This is a genomic window from Streptomyces sp. NPDC050422 (assembly GCF_044458665.1).
Lineage (GTDB): Bacteria > Actinomycetota > Actinomycetes > Streptomycetales > Streptomycetaceae > Streptomyces.
This window is the reverse complement of record NZ_JBITIE010000009.1, coordinates 243,022-255,918: the sequence shown is the minus strand read 5'-3', so window position 1 is coordinate 255,918 and position 12,897 is coordinate 243,022. Positions and strand designations below refer to the sequence as shown.

At 71.1% G+C, this 12,897-nt stretch carries 9 protein-coding genes and 1 tRNA gene; all 10 read right to left on the bottom strand.

The features are described from left to right. Window positions 1-125: 125 nt before the first annotated feature. Entirely contained in the window at window positions 126-1,226 is a 1,101-nt protein-coding gene (locus ACIBJG_RS16385; RefSeq protein ID WP_399308185.1) for an LCP family protein, read from the bottom strand. Between the two features lie 343 nt (window positions 1,227-1,569). Beyond that, window positions 1,570-3,615 carry a transcription termination factor Rho gene (gene rho, locus ACIBJG_RS16380; protein WP_399308184.1) on the bottom strand — a complete coding sequence of 682 codons (2,046 nt, stop codon included), beginning with the start codon at window positions 3,613-3,615 and terminating at the stop codon, window positions 1,570-1,572. A 387-nt stretch (window positions 3,616-4,002) separates the two neighbouring features. Beyond that, entirely contained in the window at window positions 4,003-4,920 is a 918-nt protein-coding gene (thrB, locus tag ACIBJG_RS16375; protein WP_399308182.1) for a homoserine kinase, read from the bottom strand. A gap of 454 nt (window positions 4,921-5,374) precedes the next feature. Further along, window positions 5,375-6,445: a threonine synthase gene (gene thrC, locus ACIBJG_RS16370; protein WP_399308180.1), complete on the bottom strand. Its 1,071-nt coding sequence runs from the start codon at window positions 6,443-6,445 to the stop codon at window positions 5,375-5,377. A gap of 6 nt (window positions 6,446-6,451) precedes the next feature. Then, a complete protein-coding gene (locus ACIBJG_RS16365; protein ID WP_350990723.1) occupies window positions 6,452-7,783 on the bottom strand; it encodes a homoserine dehydrogenase in 1,332 nt (443 codons plus the stop codon). A 125-nt stretch (window positions 7,784-7,908) separates the two neighbouring features. Next, a complete protein-coding gene (gene lysA, locus ACIBJG_RS16360) occupies window positions 7,909-9,300 on the bottom strand; it encodes a diaminopimelate decarboxylase (RefSeq protein ID WP_399308179.1) in 1,392 nt (463 codons plus the stop codon). 26 nt (window positions 9,301-9,326) lie between these two features. Then, window positions 9,327-10,505, bottom strand: a complete 1,179-nt coding sequence (nrtL, locus tag ACIBJG_RS16355) for an ArgS-related anticodon-binding protein NrtL (protein WP_399308178.1) — start codon at window positions 10,503-10,505, stop codon at window positions 9,327-9,329. 55 nt (window positions 10,506-10,560) lie between these two features. Beyond that, window positions 10,561-10,995: a response regulator gene (locus ACIBJG_RS16350; protein WP_399308176.1), complete on the bottom strand. Its 435-nt coding sequence runs from the start codon at window positions 10,993-10,995 to the stop codon at window positions 10,561-10,563. Window positions 10,996-11,170: 175 nt separating this feature from the next. Next, window positions 11,171-11,242: transfer RNA gene (locus ACIBJG_RS16345), tRNA-Arg, on the bottom strand. Between the two features lie 122 nt (window positions 11,243-11,364). Then, entirely contained in the window at window positions 11,365-12,648 is a 1,284-nt protein-coding gene (glyA, locus tag ACIBJG_RS16340; protein ID WP_399308174.1) for a serine hydroxymethyltransferase, read from the bottom strand. Window positions 12,649-12,897: the final 249 nt, after the last annotated feature.

Genomic DNA, 12,897 nt, shown 5'->3' with positions numbered 1-12,897 from the left:
TCGGGAGGGCGCCGGGTCGTACGCGCGGATTGCGCGTCCGTGAACCGGGGCCGACGTACCAGTCTGCCAGGACCGGCCGTATCTCCCAAAACGAGGGTCGGCCGCCCGCTATTCCCGAAGGGCAGTCACTGCACGATCTGCCCGGCATCGCCCTTGTCGCCCGCCGACTTCTCGGTGGCGGAGGCGGGGATCGGCCGGTCCTCGAGGAGCGCCTTCCACACCTGCTTACCGGCCTCCTCCTGCGGGATGACGCGGTTCGGGTCGGCGGGGTCGTACTCGACGGGCAGGGTCACCATGTGGACGTCGTTCGCGCCGAGCCCCTTGAGGCCGCTCGCGAAGGAGGCGAGTGCCTTGACCGAGCCCAGGTCGGAGTCGGTGGTGATGGCCTTGGTCGCGGTGTCCGCGATGCCGTACAGCTTCGTGCCGTTGAGGATGCCCACGCTCTTGGCCTGCTCCATCAGCGCCTTGATGAAGGCCTGCTGGAGCTGGATGCGGCCGAGGTCGCTGCCGTCGCCGACGCTCTTGCGGGTACGGACCAGCCCGAGCGACTCCTCGCCGTTCAGGGTGTGGGTGCCCGGTTCGAGGTTCAGATGGCTCTTGGAGTCGTTGATCGCCTGCTTGGTGGTGATCTCGACCCCGCCGAGCTTGTCGACCAGCTTCTTGAAACCGGTGAAGTCGACCTCGATGTAGTGGTCCATGCGGATCCCCGACATCGACTCCACGGTCTTGACCGCGCAGGCCGGTCCGCCGACCTCGTACGCCGTGTTGAACATCGCGCGCTGCTCCCCGGCGACGGGCTGTCCGCTCTCGGCGCCCGTGCACTCGGGCCGGGTGACGAGGGTGTCGCGCGGGATGGAGACGACGCTTGCCGTCTTGTGGCCCTTGTTGACGTGCACCACCATCGCGGTGTCCGAACGGGCGCTTCCCTGGTCCTCGCCGTACTGCGCGTTGGCGCCGGAACGGGAGTCGGAGCCGAGCACGAGGATGTCCTCGGAACCGTTGTCGACGTTGTCGGGGCGGTCCTTGCCCAGCGCGTTGTTGATGTCGACGGCCTTGAGATTGCCGTTGAGGTGGAAGTACGCGTAGCCGAGCCCGGATCCGCCGACGACGACGATGCCGGCCAGACTCCACGCGGCTATGACGGTCGCCCTGCGGCGGCGGGACGGCTTCCTCCGGCGTCTGCCGGTGGCCCGTATTCGGTTGCTGCTCCCGCTCTGCTCGCTCATCCGTCTCCTCGTTCCTCGGCTGCTCCCGGCTACCCCCTGCAGTGGTGTGCGGGTCTGTGTGCCGCTTTGTCGCTCCTGGTGTCGCTCTTGGTTACGACGCTGCGGCGACAAGAAGGGTTGCACAGGGCGCTGTGGCCTCCGGGTAAGCGCGGGGCCCGTCCACGGGGTGCGGGAACAGCCGGTGACACCGGGTTCACCTGCGGTTTCCTGGCCGCTACAGGCAACAGGACATCGCCCCGGGGCCCGCCGGCCGTGTGGCGAAGGTCTCGGAGCGGCAACGGCACAGGGCCGCCCCCGGCACCGAGGTGCGGGGGCGGCCCTGTGTACTGCCGGAGGACGCGGACTAGTCGTTGTTGCCCGCGGACGGCGTCGTCTTCTGGATCTGGAGCAGGAACTCCGCGTTGGACTGGGTCTTCTTCATCCGGTCCAGGAGGAGCTCGATCGCCTGCTGCTGGTCCAGCGCGTGGAGCACCCGGCGCAGCTTCCAGACAACCGCCAACTCGTCGCTGCCGAGCAGGATTTCTTCCTTACGGGTGCTGGACGCGTCGACGTCCACCGCCGGGAAGATGCGCTTGTCGGAGAGCTTGCGGTCGAGCTTGAGCTCCATGTTGCCGGTGCCCTTGAACTCCTCGAAGATCACCTCGTCCATGCGCGAGCCGGTCTCGACGAGCGCGGTGGCCAGGATGGTCAGCGAGCCGCCGTCCTCGATGTTGCGCGCCGCACCGAAGAAGCGCTTCGGCGGGTAGAGCGCGGTCGAGTCGACACCACCGGACAGGATGCGTCCGGAGGCCGGGGCGGCGAGGTTGTACGCGCGTCCCAGACGGGTGATCGAGTCCAGCAGGACGACGACGTCGTGACCCAGCTCGACGAGACGCTTGGCGCGCTCGATGGCCAGCTCGGCGACGGTCGTGTGGTCCTCGGCGGGACGGTCGAAGGTCGAGGAGATGACCTCGCCCTTCACCGACCGCTGCATGTCGGTGACCTCTTCCGGACGCTCGTCGACCAGGACGACCATCAGGTGGCACTCGGGGCTGTTGACCGTGATCGCGTTGGCGATCGCCTGCAGGATCATGGTCTTACCGGTCTTCGGCGGGGCCACGATCAGGCCTCGCTGGCCCTTGCCGATGGGGGCGACCATGTCGATGATCCGGGTGGTCAGGACGTTGGAGTCGGTCTCCAGACGGAGCCTGTCCTGCGGGTACAGCGGGGTCAGCTTCTGGAACTCGGGCCGACCGCGGCCGGACTCCATGCCGTTGACCGAGTCGAGGCGGACCAGCGCGTTGAACTTCTCGCGCCGCTCGCCGTCCTTGGGCTGGCGCACCGCACCGGTGACGTGGTCACCCTTGCGCAGGCCGCTCTTGCGGACCTGGGCGAGCGAGACGTACACGTCGTTCGGGCCCGGCAGGTAGCCGGAGGTCCGGATGAACGCGTAGTTGTCGAGGATGTCCAGGATGCCCGCGACGGGGATCAGGACGTCGTCGTCGGTGACCGGCGGTGCGTCGCTCGCGAAGTCGTCGCGGCCACGACGGCCCCGGCGGTCGCGGTAGCGGCCACGGCGTCCGCGCCGACCGCCCTCGTCGTCGAAGTCGTCCTGCGGTCCGCCGCCGCCCTGCTGGCCCTGGTTCTGCCCCTGGCCACCCTGACCGCCACCCTGACCGCCCTGGCCGCCGCCCTGGCCACCCTGACGCCGGCCCTGGCCGCCCTGGTCGTCGCCCTTGCCGCGACGGTCGCGCTGACGCTCACGGCGCTCGCCGCGTTCGCCCCGCTCACCGCGCTGGCCGCGGTCCTGGCGGTCGCCACGACGGCCCTCGGCGTTGTCCGCGGCGGCTTCGGCCTTGGACTCGGAACGGTCCTCGGCAGGGGCATCCTGCTTCGGCTCGTCCTGCGTACGGTCCTTGGCCTGCGCCTTGGTGTCCGGGCTGCCCGCCTGCGCGGTCGCACGGCGACGACGACGCTCGCCCGTGGGCTGGTCGTCGCTGGCCGGCTGGCCGGGGATGTCGATCTGCTGCTGAGCCGTGGCCTTCTCGGCGGGTGCGGCGGCCGGGGTCTCGTCCCCGGCGCCGGTGCGCGCCTTGGAGGTGGCCCGGCGCTTCGGCTTGGCCTCCGCCTCTTCGGCGGGGGCCGAGGCGGCCTTGGCCTTGGGCGCGGAGGAGCCGCCGGCCTGGGTCTCCTTGATGACCTCGATCAACTGGCTCTTGCGCATCCGCGCAGTGCCCTTGATGCCGAGGCCGGACGCGACCTGCTGCAGCTCGGCCAGGACCATGCCGTCAAGGCCGGTGCCGGAGCGGCGGCGCCGTGCGGTGGTGCCAGTGGCAGCACCTTCGGCAGGCGCGGCGCTGTCGACGTTCTTGTCGGCAGTCACGCCCATCAGATCGGTGGTGTCGCTCACGAAGGGTCCTTCCCTGGAGCGGACGTCGGCCTTCTGGCTCGGCGACCGGTTGTGCTGTCCGACTGCGGTCTTCGGTGCGGACCGTGCCGGGGCGGTGGTCCCGCCGGATAGGTACGGCGGAGAGATGAACGTGTGCGTGGGGCCCGGCGCGAGCATCCCCCTGCTCGGCCCACTCCTGGACAAGCGAGGGGTGTCGTGCCGGTTCCGGAGCGTGCTCGAAACTGCTCAGGCAGGCTGCTCAGGCAGTTGGGGAGGCTCCCGGAAGAAAGGTGGTCCCGGAAAGGGACACGAAGCAACGCGCCGCATAGACGTCGATTGCAGACTTGAGGTTAACACTACCGGCTCCAACAAACATTCCCCCTCTCACTCACCGGCAATCACTTCTCGCTAAGGCGCGAGCGGCAGCACGCTCGCCCCCTGGGCGTCGAGAGCGAGCCGGTTGGCCGCCCATCCCTCGCCCGCCAGCCGTGCGACCTTGTCGGCCGCACCGTCCTCGGCCAGCGCCAGCACGGTCGGCCCGGCACCGGAGATGACCGCGGGCACGCCGTCGGCGCGCAGCCGGTTCACGAGCTCCACGCTCTGCGGCATCGCCGGAGCGCGGTATTCCTGGTGGAGCCGGTCCTCGGTGGCCGTGAGCAGCAGCTCGGGGCGCCTGGTCAGGGCCTCGACGAGGAGCGCGGCGCGGCCGGCGTTGAAGGCGGCGTCGACGTGCGGGACGGATCGCGGCAGCAGTCCGCGGGCGGTTTCGGTGAGCACCGGCTTGCCGGGAACGAAAACCACCGGAACGATGGAATCCGCGGGATCCATCCTGATGGCGCGGGCCGATCCGCCGTCCATCCACGCGAGGGTGAATCCGCCCAGCAGACAGGCCGCGACGTTGTCCGGGTGGCCCTCGATCTCGGTGGCGAGCTCCAGCAGGGCCGCGTCGTCGAGCCGGGCGTCGCCGCCGGTCGTCACGGCCCGGGCGGCGACGATTCCGGCGCAGATGGCAGCGGAGGAGGAACCGAGGCCGCGGCCGTGCGGGATGCGGTTGGCACAGACGATCTCCAGCCCGCGGGGCTGTCCGCCGAGCAGGTCGAAGGCCGTGCGCAGGGAGCGTACGAGCAGGTGCTTCTCGTCGCGGGGCAGCGTGTCCGCGCCCTCGCCGGCGATGTCGATGTGCAGCCCGGAGTCGGCGACCCGGACGACCACGTCGTCGTACAGGCCCAGCGACAGGCCGAGGGCGTCGAAACCCGGGCCCAGGTTGGCGCTGGTTGCGGGGACGCGCACCCGGACGGCGGCGGCTCGGAAGGCGGGACCGGCCATCGCTCTGACGACTCTCCTTGTGAGGCGGCGGGGAATTCGAGGAGCTGCGGGGTCTTTCGGGGCTCTCGCGGCTCTTCGGGTTCTGCTCTGTGCGGCTCTTCGGGGTTCTGCTGGGGCTGAGGATTTCCGGGGGTCTGCGGGTGTGTGGGGATTCTTCGGGCCGAATGCGGCGGCGGGTACGGCCTGACCCCGGAATTGAACCGACGGCCGCAACGGCCCGAGCACCCCGGCATATGCGGCGGGGCGGGTTGGGTACAGCTTATCGAAGGAAGGTTCTGTCGCGACATAGGGCGCACAGGAGGCGCACGATGCGTGTCGCACGTCTGCGATGCGCTCTCCGCCCCGAAAAGGGGTGTTCCGGCCGTCTTCCTGACGAACCGTTGCCGCGGCCGCACCCGGGGCCCGTCATCCGGACCGGGGGTGCGGCCGCCCTGCGGCGGGGTGCTGCGTCCTGCTACGCGAGGCCCAGCTTCTCGGCTGCGGTGACCGCGTCGACCGGGACGGTGACCGGCTGGGGGGCGCCGGCGACGGCCCAGTCCGGGTCCTTGAGCCCGTTGCCGGTGACCGTGCAGACGATCTTCTGGCCGGGGTCGACCTTGCCCTCTTCGGCGGCCTTGAGCAGACCCGCGACCGAGGCGGCCGAGGCGGGCTCCACGAAGACGCCCTCCTGGGAGGCCAACAGTCGGTACGCCGCCAGGATCTGACGGTCCGTGACCTCGTCGATGAAGCCGCCCGACTCGTCCCGTGCGGCGAGCGCGTACTGCCAGGAGGCCGGGTTGCCGATCCGGATCGCGGTGGCGATGGTCGACGGGTCCTTGACGATCTCGCCGCGCACGATGGGCGCGGAACCGGAGGCCTGGAAGCCCCACATCCGCGGCTTGTGCGTGGACAGGCCGTCCCCGGCGTACTCCGTGTACCCCTTCCAGTACGCGGTGATGTTGCCCGCGTTGCCGACCGGGAGGACGTGGATGTCCGGGGCGTCGCCGAGCGCGTCGACGATCTCGAACGCTGCGGTCTTCTGGCCCTCGATACGGACCGGGTTGACCGAATTGACCAGTGCCACGGGGTAGTTGTCCGAGAGCGAGCGGGCCAGCGTCAGGCAGTCGTCGAAGTTGCCGTCGACCTGGAGGATCTTGGCGCCGTGGACGAGCGCCTGACCCATCTTGCCGAGTGCGATCTTGCCCTGCGGTACGAGGACGGCGCAGACCATTCCTGCCCGTACCGCGTACGCGGCGGCGGAGGCGGAGGTGTTGCCGGTGGAGGCGCAGATGACGGCCTGCGCACCCTCCTCCTTGGCCCGGGTGATGGCCATCGTCATGCCGCGGTCCTTGAAGGACCCGGTGGGGTTGGCGCCCTCGACCTTGAGGTGCACCTCGCAGCCCGTGCGCTCGGAGAGGACCTGAGCGGGAACGAGCGGCGTTCCACCCTCACGGAGCGTGACGATGGCCGTGGTGCTCGTGACCGGAAGACGGTCCCGGTACTCCTCGATGATGCCGCGCCACTGGTGGGTGCCCTTGGTGGTCATGGGTCCTTACTCCCCTTCAACACGCATGATGCTGGCGACACCGCGCACGGTGTCGAGCTTGCGCAGCGCCTCGACGGTCCCGGAGAGGGCGGCGTCGGGCGCGCGGTGGGTGACGACGACGAGGGAGGCCTCGCCGCCGCCCTGTTCGATGCCGGCTTCGTCGCCGCTGCTTGAATTTCGGCTCTGCTGGCGGACCGTATCGATCGATACGCCCTGTTCGGCGAAGACCGTCGCGACCTGGGCGAGTACGCCAGGCTTGTCGGCCACGTCGAGGCTGATGTGGTACCGCGTGACGACGTCGCCCATGGGGCTCACCGGCAGACGCGTGTACGCGGACTCGCCGGGCCCGGGGGCCTCGTTGAGTTTGTTGCGGCAGACCGCGACGAGGTCGCCGAGGACCGCGGAGGCGGTCGGCGCGCCACCGGCGCCGGGGCCGTAGAACATCAACTGCCCGGCGGCCTCGGCCTCGACGAACACCGCGTTGTACGCCTCGCGGACGGAGGCCAGCGGGTGGCTGAGCGGGATCATCGCGGGGTGCACGCGGGCCGTGACGGACTGCCCGTCGGCGGCGCGCTCGCAGATGGCGAGGAGCTTGACGGTGCAGCCCATGCGGCGGGCGGAGGCGATGTCGGCGGCGGTGACCTCCGTGATGCCCTCACGGTGCACGTCGCCGATCTTCACCCGGGTGTGGAAGGCGATTCCGGCGAGGATCGCGGCCTTGGCGGCGGCGTCGAAGCCCTCGACGTCGGCGGTCGGGTCGGCCTCGGCGTAACCGAGTGCGGTGGCCTCGTCGAGCGCCTCGGAGTAGCCGGCGCCGCTGGTGTCCATCTTGTCGAGGATGAAGTTGGTGGTGCCGTTGACGATGCCGAGGACCCGGTTGACCTTGTCGCCGGCGAGGGACTCGCGCAGCGGCCGTACGAGCGGGATGGCACCGGCCACGGCGGCCTCGTAGTAGAGGTCCCGGCCGTGCTGCTCGGCGGCGGCGTGCAGGGCGGCGCCGTCCTCCGCGAGCAGTGCCTTGTTGGCGGAGACGACGCTCGCACCGTGCTCGAAGGCGGTGGTGATGAGGGTGCGGGCGGGCTCGATGCCCCCGATGACCTCGATGACGACGTCGATGTCGCCCCGTTTGACGAGGGCGGTCGCGTCGGTGGTGATCAGGGCGGGGTCGATGCCCTCACGGACCTTGGAGGGCCGGCGCACGGCGACGCCGGCGAGCTCCACCGGCGCACCGATGCGCGCGGCGAGGTCGTCGGCGTGCGTCGTCATGATGCGGGCCACCTCTGAGCCGACCACTCCACAGCCCAGCAGCGCCACCTTCAGCGGACGCGTACGCATCATCCGACCTCGTTTCCTTTACATCTGATGTGTGAACCAGTCTCACTCACCGGACGGGCGTTTCCGCCACCCGTCCGGATCCTGAGATGTTTGGTGGACTCCCGGGGTGTGCCCCGGGAAATAAGTCATCAGCCGACGTCGAGACGCAGGAGATCTTCCTCCGTTTCGCGCCGGACGATGACCTGTGCCTGTCCGTCGCGCACGGCCACGACGGGCGGCCGCAGGGCGTGGTTGTAGTTGCTCGCCATGGACCGGCAGTACGCGCCGGTGGCGGGGACGGCGATCAGGTCGCCGGGGGCCAGGTCGGACGGCAGGAACGCGTCCTTGACCACGATGTCACCGCTCTCGCAGTGCTTGCCGACGACCCGGACGAGCATCGGCTCGGCGTCCGAGGTGCGCGAGACGAGCGCGACGCTGTACTCGGCGTCGTACAGCGCGGTGCGGATGTTGTCCGACATGCCACCGTCGACGCTGACGTACGTACGCAGCCCCTCCAGGGGCTTGATGGTGCCGACCTCGTACAGCGTGAAGGCCGTGGGCCCGACGATGGCGCGGCCGGGCTCTACGGAGATCCTGGGGGTGGCGAGACCGGCGGACTCGCACTCGCGGGTCACGATGTCGCCGAGCGCCTTGGCGATCTCGTGCGGTTCGCGCGGGTCGTCCTCGGAGGTGTACGCGATGCCGAGGCCGCCGCCGAGGTCGATCTCGGGCAGTTCCACGCCGTGCTCGTCGCGCACCTCGGCCAGCAGCTGCACCACACGCCGGGCGGAGACCTCGAAGCCGGCCATGTCGAAGATCTGCGAGCCGATGTGGGAGTGGATCCCGATGAGTTCGAGCCCGTCGAGGGTGAGGGCCCGCCGGACGGCCTCGGCGGCCTGCCCGCCGGCCAGCGCGATGCCGAACTTCTGGTCCTCGTGCGCGGTGGCGATGAACTCGTGGGTGTGCGCCTCGACGCCGACGGTCACCCGGATCTGCACGGGCTGGCGGCGGCCGAGCCGCTGCGCGATGTGCGCGACGCGGACGATCTCCTGGAAGGAGTCGAGCACGATCCGGCCGACTCCGGCCGTGACGGCCCGCTCGATCTCGTCGACCGTCTTGTTGTTGCCGTGGAAGGCGATGCGCTCGGCGGGCATTCCGGCGTCCAGCGCGGTGGTCAGCTCGCCGCCGGAGCAGACGTCGAGGTTGAGGCCCTCCTCCTGGAGCCAGCGCACGACCGCGCGGGAGAGGAAGGCCTTGCCGGCGTAGAAGACGTCGGCGCCGGGTCCGAACGCGTCGGACCAGGCGCGGCAGCGGGCCCGGAAGTCGGACTCGTCGAGGAAGTAGGCCGGGGTGCCGAACTCCTCGGCCAGCCGGGCGACTTCGATCCCGCCGACGGTCAGGGCCCCGTGTTCGTCGCGGGTGACCGTACGGGCCCAGACCTTCTCGTCCAGGACGTTGAGGTCCTCGGCGGGGGCGGAGTAGTGGCCCTCCGTCATGACATCGGCGTGACGGGGCCCGGCGGGGTGTGCGGATCGGCTCATCGTGTTGCTCTGCTCTCTCGGGTCTCTCAGAGGTGTCGGGGTGCGCTGATACCGAGCAGGGACAGGCCGCCGGCCAGCACCGTCCCGGCGGCCTCGGCGAGGGCGAGCCGGGAGCGGTGGGCGGCCGAGGGTTTCTCGTCCCCGACGGGAAGCGGTGAGGCGGCGTCATGGAAGTCGAGGAAGGCCCGCGCGACCGCTTCGAGGTGCCGGGCGAGCCGGTCGGGGGCACGGTGGTGGGCTGCGGCGGCGAGCACGGCGGGGTGGTCGTCGAGGAGGGCCAGGAGCGCGGGCGCGTCGGCGCCGTGGGCGCTTGCCGTGTCGCCGGGGGTGCTTCCGAAGCCGCCCGGGGCGCTCGCGGTGCCGCCCGGGGCGCTCGCGGTGCCGCCCGGGGCGCTCGCGGTGCCGCCCGGGGCGCTCGCGGTGCCGCCCGGGGCGCTCGTGAAGCCGAGCAGCGCCGCGCCGCGGGTCAGCGCGTGGGTGCGGGAGTGCGCGTAGCGGACCAGGAAGAGCGCGTTGCCCTCGCCCTGGACGAGGAGGTCGTCACCGAGGGGGGCGCGGTCGTGCCCGGCGGGCCGCAGCAGCCCCCAGCGGGTCGCGTCGGGCCCGAGCCGGCCGAGCAGCTCACCGGCGGTGGCACCGGCGGGGACGGGCCGTATCTCCGTGATCTCCGTGGCGCGCGGCTCCTCGACATCGACGGGGATTCCCAGCCGCGCCCAGTCCGGATCGGGCACCTCGTCACAGCCGACGCTCACCCGCGCGCCCTGCGCCCTCGCGAGCGCACCCACCGCATGGGCGGTGACGGCTGCCCGGACCTCGCGGGCATGGCTGAATCGCAGCAGGTCCCCGGCGAGCGCGTCCCCGTGCCCGTACCGCAGCCCCTGTTCGCGCACCCGGGCCATCAGCGCACCGTGCCCGTCCGCGGAGGCGTCGAGCGTGAAGTTCAGGAATCCGGGCCCGGTGATCTCGACCCGCCCGATGCCGGGCGCACCGGCCACCCGCTCCCGCAGGATCTCGGCCACTTCCCGCGCGGTCAGGGCGGCGGGCCCGGCCAGCTGAAGGGCGACGGCGCTGGCGTAGTCACCGCGGCCGCCGGGCCGGGTCCGCTCCACTCGCACGCGCGCGGGCACGGGCGCGCGCAGGACGTGCTCGTCCACGGCGCGGCGCACGGCGTGCAGCACGGTCGCGGAGAGATCGGCGGGGGTCACGGGACAAGCGTATGGGAGGAAGGGGGGCCTTTCGCGAACCGGTTTCGCCATCCGGTCAGCCGGCGGCGCTCTCCGCCCGCCCGGCGCCCTGCCACCCGTCAAGCACGGAAGACCGCCCGCGCTCCATCAACTGCCGCACGAGCCGCACCAGCTCGCTCGGCTCGAAGGGCTTCGCCAGGAACGCGTCGACGCCCGCAGCGACACCGTTGTCCACCTCGTACGGCGTGCAGGCACTGACGATCGCCAGGGGCAGATGAACGGTCCGCGGGTCGGAGCGCAGCCTGGTGGCCGTCTGCAGCCCGTCCAGGCGGGGCATCACGACATCGAGCGTGATCACGTCGGGCCTGATCCGATGCACCAGATCCAGACACTCGACACCATCGGCCGCGGTCACGACCTCGAAGCCCTCCAGCTCGAGATTGACCCTGATCAACTGCCGGATGACCTTGTTGTCGTCGACAACAAGCACACGGCCGCACGCCTCTGACACCCTTCGAGAGTAGGTGGAGCGGAGTGGCTGCGTCCGGGTTTTGCCCACTTCCGTCCCCGGACGGGTGGCGCGGGGGTGGCTGGATGTGTGTGCGACCTGCGGGCGTACATCCGCATCGGGGCACGAAAAAGGCTCTGGCCAGCATTTCTGCTGGCCAGAGCCTTGATTCCGGAAGTGCCCCCGGCAGGATTCGAACCTGCGCACCCGGCTCCGGAGGCCGATGCTCTATCCCCTGAGCTACGGGGGCGTATCGCTGTGTTGCTCTGCGACGGGTGAAACACTACCAGCTTCCACGAGGTCTCCGTGAACAGGTATTTCCGCGTCGCCGCGATGCGTCCGGCTCCCCCGGACGCATCGCGGCGGACCGGGTCACGCCACCGGCAGCCCCGGTGCCGGATACCCGTCCATCAGCGCCTTCACCTCGGCGCGGACCTTCGTGACGGTCCTCTCGTCGCCCGTGCGGGCAGCGTCGACCACGCGGTCGATCCAGGCCGCGACGGTGGCCATCTCCGAGGCGGGGATGCCCCGTGAGGTCAGGGCCGGGGTGCCGATGCGGATGCCCGAGGGGTCGAAGGGCTTCCGGGTGTCGTAGGGGACGGTGTTGTAGTTGACGACGATGCCGGCGCGGTCCAGGGCCTTGGCCGCGGTCTTGCCGGGGACGTCCTTGTTCGTGAGGTCGATGAGCAGCAGGTGGTTGTCGGTGCCGCCCGAGACGAGGTCGAAGCCGCGGGCCGCCAGTTCCTCGCCCAGGGTGCGGGCGTTGGTGACCACGCCGTGGGCGTAGGTGCGGAAGTCCGGCGTGGCCGCTTCGCGCAGGGCCACGCCGATGGCGGCCGTGGTCTGGTTGTGCGGGCCGCCCTGGAGGCCCGGGAAGACGGCGCGGTCGATGGCGCGGGCGTGCTCGGCCCGGCTCAGCAGCATCGCGCCGCGCGGGCCGCGCAGGGTCTTGTGGGTGGTGGTGGAGACCACGTCCACGTGCGGGGCGGGCGAGGGGTGCGCGCCGCCGGCGATCAGGCCCGCGATGTGGGCGATGTCCGCGACGAGGACCGCGCCCACCTCGCGGGCGACCGAGGCGAAGCCGGCGAAGTCGATCTCGCGGGGGACGGCCGTTCCGCCGCAGAAGATCAGCTTGGGCCGCTCGGCGAGGGCGAGGTCGCGCACCTCGTCCAGGTCGACGCGGCCGGTGTCGCGCCGCACCCCGTACTGGACGCCGTTGAACCAGGTGCCGGTGGCGGAGACGCCCCAGCCGTGGGTCAGGTGGCCGCCCATGGGGAGCGACATGCCGAGCACGGTGTCGCCGGGCTTGAGGAAGGCCAGGTAGACGGCGAGGTTGGCCGGGGAGCCGGAGTAGGGCTGGACGTTGGCGTGGTCCATGCCGAAGAGCGCCTTGGCCCGTTCGACGGCGAGGGTCTCGACCTGGTCGATGATCTGCTGGCCCTCGTAGTACCGCTTGCCGGGGTAGCCCTCGGAGTACTTGTTCTGGAGGACCGTGCCGGACGCTTCGAGCACGGCCGATGAGACGTAGTTCTCGCTGGGGATCAGGCGGAGGGTGTCGGCCTGGAGCTGCTCCTCGGCGGCCACCAGCGCGGCGAGTTCCGGATCGGCTGCCGCCAGGGCGGGGTGGCGGGGGTGCGAGGGTACGGATGCGGTCACGGGATCCTCCCGGGTCGGCCGCGTTGCTGCGGCGTGGACCCGGATGCCCAGGCGGACGGCTCTCCGGAGACGACGCCCCGGGCGGGCCCGGGGTGTGCCGCTCCCTCGTGGTCGATTCCACTGAGCACCCCGGCAGGGGGTGCGCGCCAGTCGCAGCGCTTCGTACCTTACCGGGCGGGCGGTTTCGGGGCCCGGCATTCCTCCACGGGGCCGGGCAGCGTGTAGCCGGGCGGCCGGAGCAGGCCGGGA